Origin of the sequence: Anabaena azotica FACHB-119, from assembly GCF_014697625.1 — a bacterium.
Classification (GTDB): Bacteria; Cyanobacteriota; Cyanobacteriia; order Cyanobacteriales; family Nostocaceae; genus Trichormus; species Trichormus azoticus_A.
The window spans coordinates 91,883-112,963 of sequence record NZ_JACJSG010000014.1 but is presented as its reverse complement, the minus strand read 5'-3'; the positions used below and the strand labels follow the sequence as shown (position 1 = coordinate 112,963).

Here is a 21,081-nt window from a genome sequence, read left to right as displayed (position 1 = left end):
GGGAAGGGGGAAGGGGGAAAGGGAAGAAGTTATGGCCTTTGCCCTTTCTGGGGATTGGGAATTTGCTACTATTAAATGATTGAGCGAACAACACCACCATCGACGCGCAAGGCTGCGCCATTGGTGGCTGAGGCTAAAGGGCTGGATAGATAGAGTACTAGATTTGCTACTTCTTCGTTAGTTGCAAAGCGTTTGATTAAAGATGATGGGCGCAAATCTTGGAAGAACTCTGTTTCAACTGCCGATGCGCTAATATTGCGATCGCTGGCGATTTTTTGAATAAATTCTTCAACTCCTTCTGAGCGTGTCGGCCCTGGTAGCACTGAGTTGACTGTGACTTGGCTACCAGTTGTCATTTCTGCCAAACCTCTAGAAATAGCTAGTTGCGCGGTTTTAGTTGTACCATAATGGGCGTTGCTGAATCAAGATATGAATTTGTCTCACGCAAAGGCGCAAAGGCGCTAAGTTACAAAGAAAAAGGACGGTCATTTTGCGATTTCATATTCTAATTCAGCAACGCCCCATAATGAATCATCTCCACAGGAATTTGTATTGCAGATTCACTAGATTTGACACTCCCCTGCCTAACCAAGTTTCGCTTTCGCTCACTTGCTTAAAAAGGCAGGGGATTCTTGGTTCAATGAGTCCACTTAGCGCCCGATTCCTTGCGGTATCTTGTGCCAGAGGTGGTTCTCTCCCCAAGCGTTAACTTTTGGTCTGCCCGACCATAGTTGCACAGTGTGCAATATTTGTTTGGTAGAGAAGCGATTAATCGCTTCTGTACAATGCTGTTCGTCTAGTACCTGTAAATCTTTTACCTACTTCCAGGTGATACTAGAACTACGAAGTAGAACCAGCAAGATTCATTTGTCAAGGTTCAGCTTCTGCGTATTAGGCAGCAATAGGGTTTTTTCAGTGGTTGATTACCCTTCCACAACCATATTCTACCAAAAGCCGTCCTATAAGGACGGGGTTTTCAACCCAAATTTTCGATAAAGATGATTCGCCCCCAGTTTCGCTCTAGCATTTTTTGCAGGTAGTATCGGCTCAGACGCACTCCACTGAGGACGTTAGTTTCAAATATATGTAACCAGTCTTCGTCAGTAATCTCAAAAAATGCTTTTGGTTCGTAGATACCCAAGTTATTGATCAAAATATCTACATCGGGAACTTGCTGCAACATTTGCTCTATTCCCGCTTTGCTTGCTCCGTCAGCTACCACGCCTGTAACTTGAGCCTGTGAATTACTAGATTTAATTTTGGCGATCGCTTCAGCTACCCTTTGTTCTGTGCGACCATTTATAATGACTGATGCACCCTCTTGGGCTAGTGCTTGCGCTATAGCTAAACCAATACCTGCGGTTGAACCACTCACGAGCGCGGTTTTACCCTGTAATTTTAAGTCCATTAGCTTCTTTCCTTGGTTACTTGAAAACTAACTGGTCTATGAAGGCTGGGGATGTGGGAGACATCAGTGCATTATTTACTCGCCTATTCTCCACTCCCTTTCTGCCAATATTACTGTTCTTGAATATGCTGTGCTAAAGTCTTAGTCAACGTCACCTTAGAAACAGCCCCGACAACTGTATCAACTTGCCTTCCTCCTTTAAAAACCATTAATGTAGGAATGCTGCGGATGCCATAATGGCTGGCAACGGTGGGATTCTGATCTGTATTCAGCTTGACTACTTTGACTTGTCCGTTGTATTGGTTCGCAACTTCATCCACCACTGGCGCTACCATCCGACAAGGGCCGCACCAAGGGGCCCAAAAGTCTACTAACACGGGAACGCTGCTGTCCAACACTTCATGCTTGAATGTGGCTTCTGTGACATTTGTAACGGATGACATGGTTCTCAACCTTAATTCGTTTGTTCGATATTATCGAATAATTAAAATATAAGTCATTTTAAGAGATAATGCAAGTATGAGATTTTTATATCATCCAGACCGAAAAGACATTTCCTTACCAGGAGTGCTGTATGCTTTAGGCGATCCAGTACGATTGGAGATTGTGAGGCTGTTAGCAACCAAAGGAGAGCAGTGTTGTGCTGAATTTGATTTTGCGATCGCTAAATCCACCATGTCTAACCACTTTAAGATTTTACGAGAGTCGGGTGTAGTGATGACTCGTAAAGAAGGGACACAGCACATCAATACATTGCGGCGTGAAGACTTAGAAGTACTTTTTCCAGGGTTAATGGAGGCGGTACTGCGGTCGGCTCAACCGTTGTTGGCTTGTCAACCGTCAGTAGTTGTCAAGTAGTCTAATTTGGTGGCTATACCCTAATTTTAGCGACATCAAGCAAATCAAGCGTGTGCGCCTAGTGCGTCGTGCTGACCGAAGATGAAAAGGATACAAGCCCCTTCTTACGTTCGCGTAGCGTCCCGTAGGGAAGTTCAGATCGCCGGAAGCCGGCGCTCTGACTTCGCGCTAAATTTATTTATGGACAATGTAGAAACAATTTTGCCGAGATGCGTAAGCACAAGGCAAAAAATTCCTTGTCTTGAGCCGCCTCAATTTATTTATGGGGATTGTAATGCGTGAATGAGTGAATGCGTGAATGAGTGAATTGCAGCGTTCGCGTAGCGTCTCGTAGAGAAGCGACTTGACTGTGCCTACACTTTCCATATCCTCTTTTATCTTCTATTACCCGCAACTTGGGTTATTAGTTGTTATCTATTACCGCTCAAACTAACCATATTATAAATAATTAGGGAAACTTAATATAACTTATGTCTGAGCAAAAAACTCTTAATCCTTGGGATTATAAACCCTGGTGGTGTCAGCCTTGGTCAATATTATTGACGGGTGTAACGCTAATTATTGGTAGTTGGTTACTATTAAAAATTATCTGGGTGACTGTAATAGTTGCTATTCCTGTATTGGTTTGGATGGGTTTCTTTTTGTTGATTTGGCCGCAACTGATGATTCGCAGTGGGGTTTTGGAATCTTATCAAAATGATTTCAATAAGTAAGTGGTCGAAAATAAATCAAACTATGTTAAGTAATGTGAATTTATTACAATTGAGTTCGTAGTATGGACTTTAGTTCTCAAAAAAGGACTAAAGTCCTTACTACAAACCTTTAATCAAGGTAATAGGGAGGATTAAACCTAGTCAATCAATCCAATGTAATATCTGCAACTGTAACCGAATGCGCCTTCAGAATAATTATGCGTTGGGGCTTATGGCAATTCGCAATATCCCACGGAAAGGTTAACACCTACTTAATTCGCGTAATTAAGAAACCTAGTAAGGTGGGCAGTGCAGCGCCCTACGAATATTTCAAAATATCTAGGAATCTTATAGTATCATTAAAAATCATCCTTTTTTCCCCAACCATAGGAGTGAAAGCGGATGATTTCTTATTACTGAAGAAAGAAGTTTTTAGTAATTACACAGAATAAGATGAATTAAAATATATGCAATTCCTAAAATGTCCAATTCCATTGAATTTAACCTATTTGCTCCTCAAAATACACAAGCATCTCTAATTGGCTATTTTTCTCAAGAAAGAGAAATACCAATGGAAAAAACTGATGATGGTTATTTTCGTACTTCTTTAGAATTAAAAGACGGTATTTATCAATATAAATTTCGGGTTAAATCAAACAGCCCAAATCACCAAGATGAATGGCTAGATATCATTGACCCTTACGCCACAGATGTAAATGAAGAAAAAGGCTATGGAATAGTTAGAATTAAAGATGGGCAGCGCATTGTTGATGACTATATTTGGCAATATGATCATGTGCCTTTACCCGAAAATCATCAACTAGTCATTTATGAAATGCACGTTGCTGACTTTACAGGTGATGAATCCGATCCTAATAAACGTGGCAAATATTTAGGAGTAATTGAAAAGTTAGATTATCTGAGTGATTTGGGAATTAATGCCATTGAATTGATGCCCGTCAATGAGTATCCTGGTGATTATAGCTGGGGTTACAAAGTCCGTCACTTCTGGGCAACAGAATCTAGTTACGGTTCAACGAAAGATTTAAAACGATTAATTGACGAGTGCCACAGTAGAGGCATTCGTGTTTTTATGGATGGGATTTATAATCATACAGATGAAAAATGCCCCTTAATGCTGATTGACCGCAATTATTGGTATTATGAATATCGGCATTATCCAGAAGACCCGGATAATTATTGGGGGCCAGAGTTTAATTACAATAACTATGATGAAAAATTAGATATCAAACCCGCGTGGAAATATGTCGGTGATGTGGTGCAGTTTTGGGTTAGTGAATATCACCTTGATGGGATTCGTTTTGATGCAGTTCGTCAATTAGCTAACTTTGAATTTTTAACTTGGATAGCACAAAAAGCACAAGAGACTGCTGGTTCTAAACCTTTCTTTAACATTGCCGAACACATTCCTGATACTAGTACAGTAGTTAAACCAGATGGGCCATTGGATGCTTGTTGGCATGAAAGTTTCCACTACTTTCTTGTTCCCCACATTACAGGCGAACAATTTGATTTAGAACAACTCAAACCAGCATTAGACCCGAAACAACAAGGGTATGCGACGGCTACAAACGTGATTAATTATATAGCAACACACGATCGCCAGAGATTGATGCGAGAATTAGGCGATCGCGGTATCTTTGACGAAGACGCATTTAGACGCGCCAAATTAGCCGCCGTTATTCTCATGACAACCGTGGGTATACCTATGCTATGGATGGGAGAAGAGTTTGGCGAATATCAGCGCAAAAGCGAAGATGTCACCCAACCCAAAAGAATTAATTGGTCATTATTAAACAACGACCAAAATCAAGATTTACTCGATTACTATAAAAAACTCATCGCTTTACGCAAAGAAACACCAGCCTTACAAAGCGACAACATAGAGTTCTTCCACGAAAACCCCGCCGCCAGAATTCTCGCCTACGTTCGCTGGAGTGACCAAGGTTCCTGCGTAGCAGTCATTATTAACTTCTCAGCCAACAATCTCAGCTACTATCAAATTCCTCAATTCCCTACGGCTGAAACTTGGCGAGACTTCTTCACCAACGACGAAATCACAATTACAGACGGGACTTTAGTAACTGACTTACCCAGCTACGAAGCAAAAGTATTTGTTAGTTGACAGTTGACAGGTGACAGTTGACAGTTATCAGTTATCAGTTATTAGTTGTGCCTTTCCCCTTTCCCCCTTCCCTAGTCCGCAATCCCCAATCCCCAATCCCCTGTGATATGATGAGAGACTGCTGCATACATTTAGAACGAATATAAATTGAATCAATCATGGCTCTGACGCAACAGCGCAAACAAGAAATAATTAATAACTTCCAAGTGCATGGAACTGACACCGGTTCTACCGATGTCCAAATCGCTATGCTAACCGAGCGCATTAACCGCCTTAGTGAGCATTTGCAAGCCAATAAAAAAGACCATTCTTCCCGCCGGGGTTTGTTAAAACTTATTGGTCATCGCAAGCGCCTTCTGGCTTACTTGCAACAAGAAAGTCGGGAAAAATACCAAGCTTTGATTAGTCGTCTCGGTATTCGTGGATAGGGACTACCTTTTATGCCTGCTGAAGAATCTGAACGCAGTCGTTTGCCTTTTGAACCGAAAAAAAAGCGCCAAAAACCTGCAAAAGCTCCCAGTCAGCCAGCAGTACAGCTAAAAGAAGCTGACAAGCAAGATAAAAAGCCGCGACTCTACACTAAACAAGAGATGGCAATTCCCGAAGTGGTAAGCCAGAGAATGATCCGGCGTGTAGCCGCATTTTGCGGTATACCCACAGCTTTGGGTATTGCTACCTTAGTTGTTAGCTATTTGCTAGCTACTTATGCTCATATCCAACTAGCTCCCATCGCTGTTTTATTAGTGAATATGGGACTTTTTGGTTTGGGTGTGTTGGGTATTACTTATGGCGTTCTCTCCGCCTCTTGGGATGTGGAAAGAGAGGGTAGTCTTTTCGGTTTAGGTGAATTTAGCACCAACTGGGGACGCATGGTAGAAGGTTGGCGCGAAACGCGACAAAAAAAGGCGTAAAAAACGGCGCTCAAGTGTTCAGATAACTTTCTTGTTGGGTAAGTGTTGGAGTCAATGTTGAAGTTTATATTTGCATAACTTCAACATTACCAAATGCTGATAAATCAGCCACTAAATCCCATAAGTAGTAAAAGGCACTGGGCGCTCAAGTTTTTTATAGTATAAGTATTTATCATCTTTGCGGTTCGACACCATACGCAGCGTAGCGGAGTGTGGCATGGGAGAGCAAAGCCAAAGTCTATGGCACTTAACTAATTGACTTGAATTGGATAAGTATTGTATATTAAGCCTCATGGGAAATAAGGCTTACAAATTCAGACTGTATCCAAATAAAGAGCAATCAGCATTTTTGGCAAAGTGTTTTGGTTGCTCCAGGTTTGTGTACAACCATTTTTTGAGACTCACGACAGATGTTTACGCTGAGTCTAAAAAGTCTCTGCGTTACAAAGAATGGGCAAAGCTTTTAACAGGTTTAAAGTCAGAATTTGAATGGCTTAAAGAGGTTAACTCCCAAGCATTACAACAGACTCTTAAGGATTTAGAGTCAGCATTTGTTAGATTTTTTAAAAAGGTAGGAGGATTCCCAAACTTTAAAAAGAAAAGCAATCGGCAATCTTTCAGAGTGCCACAACACTTTTTAATAGACAATAATGGGTTTCTCAATCTCCCTAAGATGACACCTATCAAGATGGTAATCCATAGGGAGATGTTAGGAACACCAAAAAATGTCACCATATTTAAGATCCCATCTGGTAAATATTACGCATCAATAGTAACCGAGCAAGATATCCCTCATGCACCTTTGAATGGTGACAAGATTGGTTTGGATTTAGGACTCAAAGAATTTGCAATCACATCAAAGGGTGATAAGTTTGAGAACCCTAAGTATTTTCAAAAATCTTTACGCCGACTGAAAATAAGACAGAGGAGATTAAGCAGAAAAAATAAAGGCTCTAGTAATCGCAGTAAAGCTAGATTGGCTGTAGCTAAGATTCACGAAAGAGTACGATTACAACGGCAAGATTACCAACACAAAATTAGTCTGAAACTGGTATCCGAGAACCAAAGAATATCAGCAGAAAGTCTAAATATTAAGGGAATGGTAAAAAACCGTAAACTCGCCAAACAGATAAGCGATGTAGCGTGGGGTAATTTCCTCACAATGTTGGAATACAAGGGAGATGTCTACGGTTGTGAAGTTCATTATGTAGACAGATTTTTTCCCAGTTCAAAAAGATGCTCTAATTGTGGCTACATCAAACAAGATTTAACACTTGCCATTCGTGAGTGGGAGTGTCCAGAGTGCAAAAGTTTTTGGGACAGAGATATTAATGCTGCCCTCAACCTGATGTTGTTCTCTGAGTCAAAAATACCCTTGGAAGAAGGGAAATTTACGCCTGATCAGCTAGTTGAGATACTAGGTATGAACCGAGATACTGGTTCAGGACAGGAAGCCACAGGTGCAGCGTAGCGAAACCTGTGGTACTTCACTTTAAATCGTTGATCAGGTCAGCAATTAATATAGAAGAACCAGGATAAAGCCTATTGTTTTTCAGGAGGCAGGAGGCAGGAGGCAGAAGAACTACTTACTTATCACTACCCAGTCCCCAGTACCCAATCCCCAGTCCCCTGACTCAAATACTGATCACTATTAATTAAGGATTTTTATATGATAGTAGTCATGAAAGTTGGTTCCCCGGAAGTGGAAATCAACCGTATTAGTGAAGAATTAAGTAGTTGGGGGCTGACACCAGAAAAAATTGTCGGCAAACACAAAGTTGTAATTGGTTTAGTAGGGGAAACTGCCGATTTAGATCCCTTACAAATTCAGGAAGTTAGCCCTTGGATTGAGCAAGTATTACGAGTAGAATTGCCTTATAAACGAGCTAGCCGTCAATATCGTCATGGCGAAGCTTCGGAAGTGGTGGTGAATACGCCTGATGGCCCAGTTATATTTGGTGAACATCATCCTTTGGTGGTGGTGGCTGGCCCCTGTTCTGTCGAAAATGAGGAAATGATCGTTGAGACGGCGCAGCGCGTCAAAGCATCTGGAGCTAAGTTTTTGCGCGGTGGTGCGTATAAGCCTCGTACTTCCCCTTACGCCTTCCAAGGACATGGCGAAAGTGCTTTGGAATTGTTGGCAAAGGCGCGAGAAGTTAGTGGCTTGGGTGTGATCACTGAAGTTATGGACGCGGCGGAATTGGAAATTATCGCGGAAGTGGCTGATGTTATTCAGGTAGGCGCAAGAAATATGCAGAATTTCTCCCTGCTGAAAAAAGTAGGGGCGCAACCAAAGCCAGTGCTGCTGAAGCGGGGTATGGCTGCTACTATTGAAGATTGGTTAATGGCAGCCGAGTATATTCTGGCAGCAGGCAACCCGAATGTAATTTTATGCGAAAGGGGTATACGTACTTTTGACCGTCAGTATACACGTAATACTCTAGATTTGTCGGTCGTGCCGGTATTGCGGAAGTTGACTCACCTACCTATTATGATTGACCCCAGTCATGGTACAGGTTGGGCTGAGTTTGTGCCTTCAATGGCTATGGCGGCGATCGCAGCTGGTAGCGATTCCCTGATGATAGAAGTACACCCCAATCCTAAAAAAGCCCTATCCGACGGGCCACAATCCCTGACACCAGAGCGTTTCGACCATTTAATGCAAGAATTAGCAGTTATAGGTAAAGCCGTAGGACGCTGGCCGCAACCAGTAGCTGCAATAGCATAAAAATAGATTTAAGTCAACTTATTGATTAAAAAAAGGAGTGTTTAGCACGCTAAATACTCCTTTTTCTTGAAAGGGGAAGGGGGAAAGGGGAAGGGGGAAGGGGGAAGGGGAAGCTTCCTGATAACTGTCAACTGCCTACTGACCAATGACCATTAACTACACAACAGCACTGATGACTCTGGCAACAATCAATCTTGATAAGCTAGTCAATTTTTACACTAACTTATTACAACAACAACCAATAACCAACATCCCCAATGTGTATGCTGAGTTTAATCTGGCTGGAATGCGATTGGGAATTTTTAAACCTAAACAAACTCACGAGTTAGAATTTCAAAATGCAGCCAAAAGTAAGGTAAGTTTGTGTTTAGAGGTAAATAACTTAGAAGTTGCGATCGCACACATCACCAATTTAGGTTATCCGCCACCAGGAGAAATTGCGATCGCCTCCCACGGTCGAGAAATTTACGCCTACGACCCAGACGGCAATCGTCTGATTTTGCATCAAGCTATTACAGGTAATAATTAAGAAGGCAGGAGGCCGTAGGCCGAGGGCAGGAAGAAAATCACAACTGTCAACTGTTAACTGTCAACTGTCAACTGATAACTATGGGCTTAACAGATAACTACAAATTAAACTTAATCCAATGGTATCCGGGGCATATTGCCAAGGCGGAAAAGAACCTCAAGGAACAGCTATCGCGGGTAGATGTGGTATTTGAGGTGAGAGATGCACGGATACCTTTAGCTACGCACCATCCACAAATAGATGAGTGGGTGGGAAGTAAAACGCGAGTGTTGGTAATCAATCGCTTGGATATGATACCTGCACAAGTGCGATCGCTGTGGGTAGATTATTTTAAAAATCGTGGCGAAACACCTTATTTTACCAATGCACAACATGGTCAAGGTGTCGTGGCGGTGTCAAAAGCAGCCCAAGCTGCTGGGGTAGAACTGAATCAACGAAGACGCGATCGGGGAATGCTACCTCGTCCCGTCCGTGCAGTTGTCATTGGTTTTCCTAACGTTGGCAAATCAGCCTTAATTAACCGCTTATTGGGTAAGCGAGTTGTAGAAAGTGCAGCCCGTCCAGGGGTGACTCGTCAGCTACGCTGGGTGCGAATTTCTGACCAGTTAGAATTACTAGATGCACCTGGTGTCATTCCCGCTAAATTAGGTAATCAAGAAGCAGCAGTGAAACTAGCAATTTGTGATGATATTGGTGAAGCATCATACGACAATCAGCTAGTAGCAGCAGCATTAGTAGATTTACTTACTTCTCTGGAAGAACAAGCCGGTGAATTACTACCAAAATCGCCCTTATACGCTCGTTATGAACTCGACCCCATACCCCACACAGGAGAAGGTTATTTACACGCCCTAGCAGAACATCGTTACAAAGGTGATGTAGAAAGAACCGCTAGGCAACTATTAACAGATTATCGCAAGGGTTTCTTAGGAACAGTCCCTTTAGAGTTACCGCCCATGTAAATGAAGTCAGCAAGACAAAATCAAAAAGATTCACAGCAAATCTAAAGCCCATCCCGCCTGAAAATATAGTTTTATGCGAGATAAGAGTTAGGTGTGAAAACATTCAACTTGTAGGCACTTTTAAGGGAATTCCAGATAAAAAATATCCAAAATGTAGGGTGCGTCAGTACAAGAAACTCTAGCTATATCAAGAAAATATTCATACTGACGCACCCTACTGGCTTATCTAGGCTAAAATTTTGTATTAGATTTGAACGCAGATGAACGCAGATGAACGCAGATGAATAGGATGATAGATTGTTGGCTAATGCACAAGTTTAGTTTTGCCACGCCACTACTAACTAAAAGAAAAGGGGTTTTATAGCTGTTTCCTGTCACCTATCACCTGTCCCCTGCTATACTTTCAACTTTTCAGTTTTGCGTTTTCTGATTTGTAAACCGGCTGCGACGACACCTGTACCAATTAAAGTTGTGGTAGCTGCTGGTTCTGGAACTTCCTGGGGAGTCTGCAAGTTGAAGTTGAGTGTAGCCAACCCCCTACTAGGGCCTCCTGAAGGATCAAGCCTATCTTGTTGGGTAAAAGTTATAGTACCTGTAGCATTTTTAAATATGCCTGTTCCATCATAAATAGTTATAGTACCACCACCCCTAATAGTCCCTTCTGTAAGATTAATCTCCGCCCTGTCATTGGCTCTACCAAATAATTTGTTATCCCCACTACCATAATAAACATCAAAAAGTGTTGGTTCCTCTGATAAACCAAATACGCTAGGGTCTGAATTAAAGTTATATCTGCGAATTGATGGATCTTCAACAGGTTGAAGTTTACCGTAGGTGTTGCTGGTAAAAAAATCTAAACCATAAGGAGCATCTGTGGTACTCTCACCTGTGATGGTTGCTCTAACAATTTCTAAGTCTGGTCTATAGTTGAAATCTAATTCAACCAATGTAGAGTAGTCAACGCTAAATTGATAATTATTAGTATTCTCTGCTTTTGCTGTTTGTATACTTGTCCCTAAACCGAGTAAAGTTAACGTTACAGGAACAAGCCAGGCGAGACGTGAACCAAACATAATTGTCATTTTTCGTTCGGTAGTGATAATAAAAATTGCCAAAGGTATTAGGGAATAACAGAGTTTTAAGAAGCTGTTACAAAGTATATTAAGTTTAATTTTTTCTCAGAACAATGATTTATTAATTGATATTAAATGAATTATTTTTAGATAATTGCTATAAATTTGATAAGTCTGAACAAGTCAATATTATGGTATTGGCATTAATAAACTATGCGTGAACGCATCGCAGCTTTGCGTAAAAATAGCCCGAAATAATACCAATTTGAAAAAAGAATGCGACAAATACGTGGGTAGGGGCGCACAGATGTGCGCCCCTACTTTGTACCCTTACCCATGCTGTTGATTGTCAAGTTGTTGTAGAGACGTTGCATGCAACGTCTCTACAGAATTTGTCTGTTGCAGCTTCTCATAGAATTGGTATCAACAATTAAAAGCAAACAGAAAATAGATAAATGTATATAACTAAAACTGAAATTTATGTACTTTTTTTAATCGCGCCGCCCTTACTCTCAAAAGCAGCATAGTTAATGCTGTAAATGAAATACCCAGTAATAAGTTTTTTAGGCTGAAATTCTTGCCACTTTCACTTACTAAAATGGTTTCTAACATTAAAGAAGGTATCAATACTCCACTATAAAATACAAATCGATAAAATATTAATCTCTTTTGAGCTAGCAGAGTTATTATACTTAAGCCTATGCCTAAAGGAATAAAAGTTATGGCATAATAAAAAATGCGTTGTTCTCTAGGAATTAAATCTAGCAAGTTAAAAGAGTAGAAATTATCTATATTGTCTACATAAACTTGCATAGTACCTCTGGCGTAGGTGATGATAATATGATGAAGATAATTATCTGTAAAAATGTTAGGTATATTTAGATTTAAATCTGACCCGTTCTCCCCTGTAAGCGGTGTACGTAAGCGTAAATCTAAGCTATTTCCTTGTTGTGCCAAGGTCAAATTGCGGCGTAGAGAACTATCAGCAATAGATATAATCCTTGCAGGGCCTTTCTGGTCTAATTTTGTAGTAGCGATCGCAGTACTAATGGTAAACTCTGATGTCTGACTAATTCTTTGGCTGAGAGTCGTCACAGGAGCAGATGTTCTCAACCAATGATTTGCACTCAGAAACACACCCTGGCTTTCTGGTACAGTTACAGGCTTTCCTCGCCATAATAATTTGGGCTGATTTCCGGTTTGGTCTTGATAGCAACATTTACCATTTAATTCATAATGTGCTACTAAAGAATTACCAAGTTGATTAAAGTAACTAGCATTAGATAAACCTTGTGATGCTTCATTTTTGGATATAGCTCTATCAGCAATATAAATTTCTGCTACATATCCTTGCCAAGGTCTATTTCCTATAACTTCATTGCCTATACTTAAGCGATAATTACTATCCCAATTACTTAAATTAGTTGCACTTTGCCACAAAAAGGAAATAAATAATGCCAAGAACAAATAGGCAATAAACAAAACGACTATTTGTTTACGTGATTGACTAGCTCGACTTGTTTCTAATTTCTCAACTGTACTACTAAAGCTTTTTGCATTCCAGATATAAAAGCAAATAAACCCAAACATTCCTCCCACTGTATTATTCAATAAATCAGCAGGTGTAGGGCTTCTAGAGGGTAAGAATATTTGTAAAAGTTCAACTGTTAATGATAAGCTAAAACTAAATAAAATAGCTAAAAAAAGCTTTGATAGATTTTTTTTACTTGATTTTGACAACAAATTAGTAAAACTGAAGCCCAAGGGGATAAATAATAGAACATTATTTAGTTGGTCTTGAAAAGTACTCGAATGATTAAAATTAGCAATAATTGTAGATAATGACAACAATTGTATTTGGGAAAAGTTAAACGGATAAAGTGTGGCTATTAATATAATTAAAGTTGTAGCCAGTAAGAATAAAAAATTATACTTTGGCGTGAGTTTCTGTATTTTAACCATAAGAGATAACAGTTAGTAATTAGTTAATACTCAGTCTGGTAGATATTCCCAACGCTCTCTTAATATTATTTCCTCAAATAATATTTGGCTAAATTCTGTGTGTTTTTTGGATATAGATATTATAAATAAATTGTAAAGGTAGTTAAGTCTACTTAAAAGAAGAATTTTAGTTTTCTTAAGCATAAATATCGTATAAGTAAACACAAAATACTATTGTTTCTCATATACAAGCAAATTATCTTTTTGGAAATTCAGTAATTTCGCTGAATCTTTTTGCACAAAGCTTTTAAAAAATTTGCATATAATTAATGCGTAATATTTACTACATATAGTTGTCGATCGCCTTTTACAATGCGATAAAGAAAAGGTAAAGGCCATCTGTACATCCTTTACCCAGATAAGTTTGTGTTCCCAGTCCCCAGCATAGACAGATTAAACCAATGACTGAACTGACTTTACGCCTACAACAAGGAGATACGGAAACAACTGTCACCGTGAATGAGAATGTATTCACAATTGGGCGGTTGCCGGAATGTAATTTATACTTACCCTATGGAGGCATTTCTCGCAAACACGCCCAACTGGTAAAGCAAGCTAATGGTAAATGGGTAATTGAGGACTTGGGGAGTAAAAACGGGACACAAGTTAATCAAAGGGTAGTCACAGATCCCCAGCCTTTACAGCATGGTGATGTAATTTGGCTAGGTAACGTGAATGTAGTCGTGCTGTTTCAAACTCCCCCTACAGTAGCAGCGACTAAGCACATCCAAGTTGAAGAGGCTGGCGAACAAAGAACAATTTTTCGCAGCGCCAAACAGCTACAACAACAATGGATAGAATCTCATAGTGATGATGGCGATATCGGCAATAAAAATAAAACCATTGCTAGGTTGAAAGATTTAGTAGATATTGCCAAAAATCTCAGTGCAGCAGCATCAATTGAAGAAATTTTCTCACAAGTGCAACAGGTTGTATTCCGTTACCTTAGTAGTATTGACCGATTGGCGTTATTAATTGACGTTAATGGTTGCGGTCATTTAGAATTAGTGAATGCAGGTACTAGAGATAAAACTCAACAGAAATATTTACTTGCGGATGGTAGTTGGATTAGTCGTAGTATCTGCCAAAAGGTATTTGAAGAAAAAATCGTCATTCAAACTGCTGATACGCACAAAGATGAGCGTTTTTCTAGCGAACACAGCATTTTACTCAAAGGTATTCGTAGCGCAATGGCTGTACCCTTATGGGACGAAAGTAAGGTAGTAGGTGTGCTTTATGCTGACGCGCATTTGTCTTCTTCTCATTGGGAAAGAGATGGTGAGGAAGAACTCAGCTTTTTTTCAGCTTTAGCAAACTTAGTAGCTTCTAGCGTGCAACGTTGGTTATTAGCTGATAAACTGAAAACCGAAGAAGTAATTCGTCATCGCTTAGAACGCTATCATTCGCCGGCGGTTGTGCAGCAGTTAATCTCTGTAGGTGGTTCAGTAGATGGACGTTTACCGCCTGCGGAAAGCGAAATCAGTATTTTGTTTGCTGACTTGGTTGGGTTTACGGCTATTTCCGAGAAGTTAACACCAACTGCGATCGCCGAATTATTAAATAATTTATTTGAAGAGATGCTGCAAGAAGTCTTTGCTTGTGGCGGTACGTTAGATAAATACATCGGTGATTGTATTATGGCATTTTTTGGCGCTCCCGAACCCCAAGCCGACCACGCCGATCGCGCCACGACTGCTGCTAAAGCCATGCTGAAGCGTATGGAACATCTCAACGCCAACGGCTTTTGGAAAGAACCGCTACAGTTACGTATCGCCATTAACAGTGGTAAAGCGGTTGTCGGCGATGTTGGGAGTTCCCAAAGAGTAGAATACACAGCATTAGGCGGAACAATTAATTTAGCTGCACGTATGGAAGCAGTTTGTCCGCCTAGTGAATGCGTCATTAGTGAGGCTACTTATCAATTACTTGCAAAACGTGATGATTTTCAAGAAATGGGAGATTATCGTTTTAAAGGTATTGAGAGATTAGTCAAAGTTTATCAGACAAAATTACAACAAGTTACAACCCTTATTGGCTATTAGTGAACTCCGCCGCTTCGGCGATCGCACTCATGTAAAATAATCCTATTGTCCTCAAAGTAGCCCATGACCAGGTTTCCCTACGACCAGTTTGCCAAAGACTACCTTAAAGAATTATTACAACCATTAGGACAAGTAGAAACAAGTCGTAAAGTTCCATCAGAAGTACGAGAGATAGATGTTTATTTTGCCCCTTCACCCCAATCAACAAGCGATACAATACAAATAGGACTGTTAGGAAAAATTGCCGCAAAACCTGCATTAATTGAACCATTTAGAAATGCAGCTACAATTACAGAAATTCGTAGCTGTATGAACAAATTATTTGAGGTCTTTGCTCAAATCAAGCGTCAAAGTAAAGGTGAAGATAACCCAATAGAGGAATCAGAATTACCAATGCTATGGATTTTCTCACCCACAGCTTCTGATTCTATATTAAACGGTTTTAGAGCAAGCACAGATGCAGAAAACTGGGGAGAAGGTGTACATTTTTTAGGAGATTATCTACGAACTGTAATTGTGGCAATTCATCAATTACCGCGTACACAAGAAACATTATGGTTGAGAATATTAGGTAAGGGGAGAGTACAGAAACAAGCAATCGATGAACTAGAAGCACTGCCTAACAATCATCCATTACGTGCTAAAGCAATTGATTTATTATTGAGTTTAAAGACTACCTTAGAAGTAAATCAAAACATAGACCAGGAGGATAGAGATTTAATTATGCGGTTATCAGCTATTTACGAGCAAAAACTAGCAGAAGCTAAACAAGAAGGTCTTCAGGAAGGTGTGCAAGCAGGACATCGCCAAGTGATAGAAAATCTCTTACAAGTAAGATTTGGTGCTTTAGATGCAGAGTTAAGCTCTATTATTGAGCCTTTACTACTATTAGCACCACAAGAATTTACTCCTTTATTACTGCAATTATCAAGAGAGGAGTTATTAGAAAGATTTCGTTAATAAAATTATTTGGTAAGTAGGTCGGTGTGAATATTTAGCGTTGGGATAAGGCAGGAGGCAGAGAGCAGCGCGTTGCGGGGGTTCCCCCCGTTGTAGCGACTGCGGAGAGGGAAGGGGGTTTTAGTCTAGTTTACTTTTATTAACATAGTTTGGTTTTTTCCCACCGTTCTACTTATTTAAAAATTTAATTATGCAGTTATCAGCTATTTACGAGCAAAAACTATCAGAAGCTAAACAAGAAGGTTTTCGTCATGGATTCCAGAAAGGTATACAAACCGAACGTCGCCAAGTCATAGAAAATATCTTACAAGTAAGATTTGGCGCTTCAGATGTAGAATTAAGCGTTATTATTGACACCTTACTACTATTAACGCCACAAGAATATATTCCCTTATTACTGCAATTATCCAGAGAAGAGTTATTAGAAAGATTTCGTTAACACAATTATTTAAAATGTATTTGCAGCTAGTAATTTATAAGATGTGAGCAGAAAAAATTACTCATAAAAAACCAGATTCAAATATGTAAGTTTAGTGGACATTGCCCACTAAACTTACGAAAAATATTCACTCATAGTTAATTTTTAGGAAAAATCGCTAAATCGGTGTCTGGGTCGAAAAAGTGAATTTTTTCTGCTGTTAATGATAACCAAAGCTGTTCACCCACAGTTACAAGCCTGTCTGGTGGAACTCGCACTTGTAGAGATTTTGCTGCATGGGCAAATTGTGAATCAGTTTCAGTTAATGCCACAGTAATAAAAGAATCATTACCTAAGTTTTCCACTAAGTCTACTTGTACTGGCAAATTTTTAGTTGCAGGTACACTCACAATTAAATGTTCTGGACGAATACCTAAAATGAGGGTTTGTCCATCGTATTTTTGCAGCGCAGTAGCCCAAATATCAGGTAGGGTGAGGCGGAATTGGGAATGGGTAATTAATAATGGGGCGTGAAACTCTACAGGAATAAAATTCATTGGGGGTGTACCAATGAACTCGGCGACAAAACGATTGGCAGGATGATTATATAATTCTAGGGGAGAGGCTACTTGTTGAATCTGACCTTGATTCATAATGGCGATGCGATCGCCCATTGTCATCGCTTCTGTTTGGTCATGGGTGACATATATTGTGGTTGTACCTAGTTGGCGTTGTAATTTGACAATTTGAGCGCGAGTTTCTGCCCTTAACTTAGCATCTAGGTTAGAAAGGGGTTCATCCATTAAGAATACTTGAGGATTGCGAGCGATCGCCCGTCCCAATGCTACCCTTTGTCTTTGTCCCCCAGATAGTTGTTTAGGTAAACGATGCAGCAGAGTTTCAATTTGTAACAATTGCGCCACAGCCCGTACTTGCTGATCTACCTCCCGTTCCCTATCAGAAACGTAACGCAGTCCTTTAGGTAACTTTCTTGTCGCCCCCACCAGCAGATTTTCCGCCCAGGTAGGGAGTTGGGAGTCTTGCGTTTGTCTTGGTTCCTCAGCTTGAGAACGGCGACGTAAACCGAAGGCGATATTGTCGTATACCGTCATGTGGGGATAGAGGGCGTAATTTTGAAACACCATTGCAATATCCCTATCCTTGGGTGGTAAATCATTAACCAAGCGATCGCCTACCCATATATTACCCCCTGTCATTACCTCTAATCCCGCAATCAACCGTAGCAAGGTACTTTTACCACAACCAGAAGGCCCCACCAGCACCATAAATTCCCCATCAGGAATAGTCAGGTTAATGCGCCGCAAAACATTAACGGTTCCTGCTGGTTCAGCATCAGTTTTCTTCCCAGATGGAGTACTTTCCCCTCTACGGGGGGGGAAACTCTTGTAAACGTTTTCTAAAACAACTTGCGCCACAGTATTTTTAATAGTCACGAGTCAACAGTCAACAGTCAACAGTCAACAGTCAACAGTCAACAGTCAACAGTCAACAGATGAAGGACATTTTAGCGTCCATCATATACGTTCTGTATCACTACGAAAAATTAAAAAAATTGCTCACACTATCAAAAGCACAATACCCTTGATTTTAGGGCTGTCTGGAGGTGTTGTAATGACTACCGATATAATGACTAATCTTGCCCATGAGATTGTAGATGTCAAAACTACCGATTGTTGCATTGTCGGGGGAGGCCCAGGTGGTGCTATTTTAGCTTTACTGTTGGCGCGTCAAGGCGTTTGTGTAACTTTGCTGGAGGCGCATAAGGACTTTGACCGGGATTTTCGCGGCGATACAATTCATCCATCGGTGATGGAGATTATGGAAGAATTGGGATTAAGCGATCGCCTGCTACAATTACCCCATGCCAAAATGCGGCAAATTCAAATCAAAACGCCACAAGATACTCTCACATTAGCGGATTTTAGTCACCTGAAAACTCGCTATCCCTACATTACAATGTTGCCTCAAGTGAAATTCCTAGAGTTTATTACCCAAGAGGCGCAACAATACCCAAATTTTCACCTAGTAATGGGTGCGAATGTCCAAGAATTAATTGAGGAAAACGGAATAATTCAAGGTGTCCGTTATCGTGGGGGCGGTGGTTGGCACGAAATCAGGGCAACACTAACAGTTGGTGCAGATGGTCGTCATTCCCGATTACGCCAACTAGGTAATTTTACCACAACCCAAACCTCACCACCAATGGATATATTGTGGTTCCGCCTACCCCGTCAACCAGAAGATGGTGAGGGAGGAATGGGGCGTTTTGCTCCTGGTCATATCATCGCTATGCTTGACCGTGGTGATGAATGGCAAATGGCTTATGTCATTCCCAAGGGAGAGTATCAAAAATTACGGGCTACAGGTTTAGAAGCCCTGAAAAAATCTATTGTCGAAGTTGTCCCAGAGTTAGCAAATCGTATCCACCATTTGCAAGACTGGTCACAGGTAGCATTTCTCTGTGTTGAATCTAATCTTGTCAAGCGCTGGTATCGTCCAGGTTTACTACTAATTGGTGATGCAGCCCATATCATGTCACCCGTTGGCGGCGTAGGTATTAATTATGCCATTCAAGATGCAGTTGTCGCAGCTAACGTCCTCACCAAACCACTGCAAAATCACCACGTCGAACTGAGCGACTTAGCCAAAGTCCAACGCCGCCGAGAATTCCCCACCCGCATCATCCAAGCATTTCAAACCTTCATTCAAAAGCGAGTATTCGCCCCTGTCCTGGCTGCTAATCGCACCTTTCAACCCCCCGCACTGTTACGCTTACCCATACTGCGTGACCTCCCAGCCAGATTAATTGCTTTAGGTGTTTTTCCCGTTCATGTGCAAGTTTAATGACAGTTGACTGTTGACTATGGACTATAAACTATGGACTAATGACTAATTACTATACTCATGAAATCTCATGATCGGTAAAATCCTTGATGGGCGCTACGAGATTATTAGCAAACTGGGACAAGGTGCTTTTGGGACTACATACCTAGCTATTGATAGGAAGCTACCCGATAAAGACCAGTGTGTTGTTAAACACTTCTCGCCGCGAACAGTAAATGCCTATACTTTACACCATGCTCGACGGCTATTTGAGACGGAAGCTAAAGTATTAAATCGCTTAGGTAATAATGACTGTATTCCTCGCTTACTAGCACATTTTGAAGAAGAGGAGAATTTCTATTTAGTTGAAGAATTTGTAGCGGGGCATGATTTAAGTTATGAAGTCAATCCCCACAAGATTTGGAGTGAGGAACAAGTTATTACCTTATTGAAGGATATTTTAGAGGCTTTAAATGTTATTCATCAGCATAATGTAATTCACCGTGATATTAAGCCATCCAATTTAATGCGTCGTCAGCAGGATGGTAAAGTTGTGCTGATAGATTTTGGTGCAGTCAAACAAATTAACTCTCAAGTAGTCTCGGCGCAGGGGCAAGAATTACCGACGGTTGTAGTGGGGACACCTGGCTATATACCTAGTGAACAAAGTCAAGGTCAGCCCAGGTTATGCAGTGATGTTTATGCAGTCGGAATCATTGCTATCCAAGCCCTTACAGGATTAAACCCGACGCAGATAGTTAGAGATAGTAGTACAGGGGAAATTATTTGGCGCAACCAAGCAAAGGTTAGTCAACAGTTAGCCGACATTCTCGACAAAATGGTCAAGTATGACTTTCGCCAGAGATATGAAAATGCAGCCGAAGTCTTGCAAGCCCTGAAAACTGTCACACCAACTCATCGTTTAAATAAATCCATTTGGTGGAAAGCTGGTATCGGTTTGGCTGTTGCTACCGCAGCGATCGCCACCATATTGGCATTTATCTTCATACAACGCAATCAAAATTTAGAAATTTATCAGAACGCTGTTTATGGTATTACGATAAAATATCCTCAGACTTGGCAAAAAACTGTTACTCCAGACCGGATTACCGGAAATCTCGTCAAATTCATCTCACCAAAAGAAAATAATCAAGATAGCTACACAGAAAATCTTAACTTAATTGTGCAAGATTTACCAGAAACACGTAGACAATTAGAGCAGTTTAATCAATTCTATCTCGGTGAAATTCAACAGTCTCATCAGAATTTGCAAATTACTCAAAATGATGAAACCCAGTTAGCCAATCAACCAGCGCGTCAAGTTGTTTATACATTCACCGAGGAGGGAAATAAGTTTCAACGTTTACAAGTATGGACTATTAAAAATAACAAAGCCTATATTATGACTTATACGGCAGATGCAGCCAAATATTCAGAATATTTGCCAGTTGTCAAAACAATGATTTCTTCATTGGACATTAAGTAGTCATCCAGGCAAACTAGAGATAG

Annotated in this window: 19 protein-coding genes and 1 pseudogene; 14 read left to right on the top strand and 6 right to left on the bottom strand. The window is 40.6% G+C overall.

Going from position 1 to position 21,081, the window contains the following annotated elements; translation table 11 throughout:
* Nucleotides 1-71: 71 nt before the first annotated feature.
* From H6G83_RS12505 to trxA, 3 genes and pseudogenes are all read right to left on the bottom strand, one after another.
* A pseudogene (locus H6G83_RS12505) lies at nt 72-404 on the bottom strand (SDR family oxidoreductase); the annotation flags it as partial.
* A gap of 572 nt (nt 405-976) precedes the next feature.
* A complete protein-coding gene (locus tag H6G83_RS12500) occupies nt 977-1,408 on the bottom strand; it encodes an SDR family NAD(P)-dependent oxidoreductase (RefSeq protein ID WP_190472147.1) in 432 nt (143 codons plus the stop codon).
* Between the two features lie 110 nt (nt 1,409-1,518).
* Nucleotides 1,519-1,851: a thioredoxin gene (gene trxA, locus H6G83_RS12495; RefSeq protein WP_190472144.1), complete on the bottom strand. Its 333-nt coding sequence runs from the start codon at nt 1,849-1,851 to the stop codon at nt 1,519-1,521.
* Nucleotides 1,852-1,927: 76 nt separating this feature from the next.
* Here trxA and H6G83_RS12490 point away from each other — a divergent pair, with 76 nt between their 5' ends.
* The 9 genes from H6G83_RS12490 to ylqF all read left to right on the top strand — a co-directional run bounded on the left by H6G83_RS12490 (nt 1,928) and on the right by ylqF (nt 10,234).
* Nucleotides 1,928-2,266 carry an ArsR/SmtB family transcription factor gene (locus H6G83_RS12490; RefSeq protein WP_190472141.1) on the top strand — a complete coding sequence of 113 codons (339 nt, stop codon included), beginning with the start codon at nt 1,928-1,930 and terminating at the stop codon, nt 2,264-2,266.
* Nucleotides 2,267-2,736: 470 nt separating this feature from the next.
* Entirely contained in the window at nt 2,737-2,979 is a 243-nt protein-coding gene (locus H6G83_RS12485; RefSeq protein WP_190472138.1) for a DUF6737 family protein, read from the top strand.
* 460 nt (nt 2,980-3,439) lie between these two features.
* The gene (locus tag H6G83_RS12480; RefSeq protein ID WP_190472135.1) at nt 3,440-5,104 is read left to right on the top strand and encodes an alpha-amylase family glycosyl hydrolase; all 1,665 of its coding nucleotides are present in this window, start codon (nt 3,440-3,442) and stop codon (nt 5,102-5,104) included.
* 158 nt (nt 5,105-5,262) lie between these two features.
* Complete coding sequence (gene rpsO / locus H6G83_RS12475; RefSeq protein WP_067763439.1) at nt 5,263-5,532, top strand: 30S ribosomal protein S15; 270 nt, start codon at nt 5,263-5,265, stop codon at nt 5,530-5,532.
* 12 nt (nt 5,533-5,544) lie between these two features.
* Entirely contained in the window at nt 5,545-6,015 is a 471-nt protein-coding gene (locus tag H6G83_RS12470) for a PAM68 family protein (RefSeq protein ID WP_190472132.1), read from the top strand.
* Nucleotides 6,016-6,307: 292 nt separating this feature from the next.
* Nucleotides 6,308-7,486 carry an IS200/IS605 family element RNA-guided endonuclease TnpB gene (tnpB, locus tag H6G83_RS12465; RefSeq protein ID WP_190472129.1) on the top strand — a complete coding sequence of 393 codons (1,179 nt, stop codon included), beginning with the start codon at nt 6,308-6,310 and terminating at the stop codon, nt 7,484-7,486.
* A 198-nt stretch (nt 7,487-7,684) separates the two neighbouring features.
* Nucleotides 7,685-8,743: a 3-deoxy-7-phosphoheptulonate synthase gene (gene aroF, locus H6G83_RS12460; RefSeq protein ID WP_190472127.1), complete on the top strand. Its 1,059-nt coding sequence runs from the start codon at nt 7,685-7,687 to the stop codon at nt 8,741-8,743.
* A gap of 145 nt (nt 8,744-8,888) precedes the next feature.
* Nucleotides 8,889-9,272, top strand: coding sequence for a VOC family protein (locus H6G83_RS12455; RefSeq protein ID WP_190472124.1), 384 nt, complete (start codon nt 8,889-8,891; stop codon nt 9,270-9,272).
* Between the two features lie 80 nt (nt 9,273-9,352).
* Complete coding sequence (ylqF, locus tag H6G83_RS12450) at nt 9,353-10,234, top strand: ribosome biogenesis GTPase YlqF (RefSeq protein ID WP_190472120.1); 882 nt, start codon at nt 9,353-9,355, stop codon at nt 10,232-10,234.
* A gap of 395 nt (nt 10,235-10,629) precedes the next feature.
* Here the strand turns inward: ylqF and H6G83_RS12445 are convergent, their stop codons facing one another.
* Together H6G83_RS12445 and H6G83_RS12440 are read right to left on the bottom strand one after the other, a co-directional pair.
* Nucleotides 10,630-11,307 carry a hypothetical protein gene (locus H6G83_RS12445; RefSeq protein ID WP_190472116.1) on the bottom strand — a complete coding sequence of 226 codons (678 nt, stop codon included), beginning with the start codon at nt 11,305-11,307 and terminating at the stop codon, nt 10,630-10,632.
* Between the two features lie 465 nt (nt 11,308-11,772).
* Nucleotides 11,773-13,269 (bottom strand): VanZ family protein, encoded by a 1,497-nt coding sequence (locus tag H6G83_RS12440; RefSeq protein WP_190472113.1) that lies wholly within the window; start codon nt 13,267-13,269, stop codon nt 11,773-11,775.
* A gap of 440 nt (nt 13,270-13,709) precedes the next feature.
* Between H6G83_RS12440 and H6G83_RS12435 the strand changes: the two genes are divergently transcribed.
* From H6G83_RS12435 to H6G83_RS12425, 3 genes are all read left to right on the top strand, one after another.
* The gene (locus H6G83_RS12435) at nt 13,710-15,350 is read left to right on the top strand and encodes an adenylate/guanylate cyclase domain-containing protein (protein WP_190472110.1); all 1,641 of its coding nucleotides are present in this window, start codon (nt 13,710-13,712) and stop codon (nt 15,348-15,350) included.
* Between the two features lie 63 nt (nt 15,351-15,413).
* Nucleotides 15,414-16,310, top strand: a complete 897-nt coding sequence (locus tag H6G83_RS12430) for a hypothetical protein (protein WP_190472107.1) — start codon at nt 15,414-15,416, stop codon at nt 16,308-16,310.
* A 190-nt stretch (nt 16,311-16,500) separates the two neighbouring features.
* Nucleotides 16,501-16,749, top strand: coding sequence for a hypothetical protein (locus H6G83_RS12425; RefSeq protein WP_190472104.1), 249 nt, complete (start codon nt 16,501-16,503; stop codon nt 16,747-16,749).
* A 137-nt stretch (nt 16,750-16,886) separates the two neighbouring features.
* On the opposite strand, the gene H6G83_RS12420 is transcribed toward H6G83_RS12425, so the two are convergent.
* The gene (locus H6G83_RS12420; protein WP_190472272.1) at nt 16,887-18,164 is read right to left on the bottom strand and encodes an ABC transporter ATP-binding protein; all 1,278 of its coding nucleotides are present in this window, start codon (nt 18,162-18,164) and stop codon (nt 16,887-16,889) included.
* A 196-nt stretch (nt 18,165-18,360) separates the two neighbouring features.
* Here H6G83_RS12420 and H6G83_RS12415 point away from each other — a divergent pair, with 196 nt between their 5' ends.
* Together H6G83_RS12415 and H6G83_RS12410 are read left to right on the top strand one after the other, a co-directional pair.
* Entirely contained in the window at nt 18,361-19,593 is a 1,233-nt protein-coding gene (locus tag H6G83_RS12415) for an FAD-dependent oxidoreductase (RefSeq protein ID WP_190472102.1), read from the top strand.
* A 70-nt stretch (nt 19,594-19,663) separates the two neighbouring features.
* Nucleotides 19,664-21,058 (top strand): serine/threonine-protein kinase, encoded by a 1,395-nt coding sequence (locus H6G83_RS12410; protein ID WP_190472099.1) that lies wholly within the window; start codon nt 19,664-19,666, stop codon nt 21,056-21,058.
* Nucleotides 21,059-21,081: the final 23 nt, after the last annotated feature.

Bases quoted from the DNA above. Each gene is read 5' to 3' on its own strand.
- H6G83_RS12435 (WP_190472110.1), top strand. From the start codon at position 13,710: ATGACTGAACTGACTTTACGCCTACAACAAGGAGATACGGAAACAACT.
- H6G83_RS12485 (WP_190472138.1), top strand. From the start codon at position 2,737: ATGTCTGAGCAAAAAACTCTTAATCCTTGGGATTATAAACCCTGGTGG.
- H6G83_RS12415 (WP_190472102.1), top strand. From the start codon at position 18,361: ATGACTACCGATATAATGACTAATCTTGCCCATGAGATTGTAGATGTC.
- H6G83_RS12445 (WP_190472116.1), bottom strand. From the start codon at position 11,307: ATGTTTGGTTCACGTCTCGCCTGGCTTGTTCCTGTAACGTTAACTTTA.
- H6G83_RS12410 (WP_190472099.1), top strand. From the start codon at position 19,664: ATGATCGGTAAAATCCTTGATGGGCGCTACGAGATTATTAGCAAACTG.
- H6G83_RS12430 (WP_190472107.1), top strand. From the start codon at position 15,414: ATGACCAGGTTTCCCTACGACCAGTTTGCCAAAGACTACCTTAAAGAA.
- trxA (WP_190472144.1), bottom strand. From the start codon at position 1,851: ATGTCATCCGTTACAAATGTCACAGAAGCCACATTCAAGCATGAAGTG.
- rpsO (WP_067763439.1), top strand. From the start codon at position 5,263: ATGGCTCTGACGCAACAGCGCAAACAAGAAATAATTAATAACTTCCAA.
- ylqF (WP_190472120.1), top strand. From the start codon at position 9,353: ATGGGCTTAACAGATAACTACAAATTAAACTTAATCCAATGGTATCCG.
- tnpB (WP_190472129.1), top strand. From the start codon at position 6,308: ATGGGAAATAAGGCTTACAAATTCAGACTGTATCCAAATAAAGAGCAA.
- H6G83_RS12500 (WP_190472147.1), bottom strand. From the start codon at position 1,408: ATGGACTTAAAATTACAGGGTAAAACCGCGCTCGTGAGTGGTTCAACC.
- H6G83_RS12425 (WP_190472104.1), top strand. From the start codon at position 16,501: ATGCAGTTATCAGCTATTTACGAGCAAAAACTATCAGAAGCTAAACAA.
- H6G83_RS12470 (WP_190472132.1), top strand. From the start codon at position 5,545: ATGCCTGCTGAAGAATCTGAACGCAGTCGTTTGCCTTTTGAACCGAAA.
- H6G83_RS12480 (WP_190472135.1), top strand. From the start codon at position 3,440: ATGTCCAATTCCATTGAATTTAACCTATTTGCTCCTCAAAATACACAA.
- H6G83_RS12455 (WP_190472124.1), top strand. From the start codon at position 8,889: ATGACCATTAACTACACAACAGCACTGATGACTCTGGCAACAATCAAT.
- H6G83_RS12440 (WP_190472113.1), bottom strand. From the start codon at position 13,269: ATGGTTAAAATACAGAAACTCACGCCAAAGTATAATTTTTTATTCTTA.
- H6G83_RS12490 (WP_190472141.1), top strand. From the start codon at position 1,928: ATGAGATTTTTATATCATCCAGACCGAAAAGACATTTCCTTACCAGGA.
- aroF (WP_190472127.1), top strand. From the start codon at position 7,685: ATGATAGTAGTCATGAAAGTTGGTTCCCCGGAAGTGGAAATCAACCGT.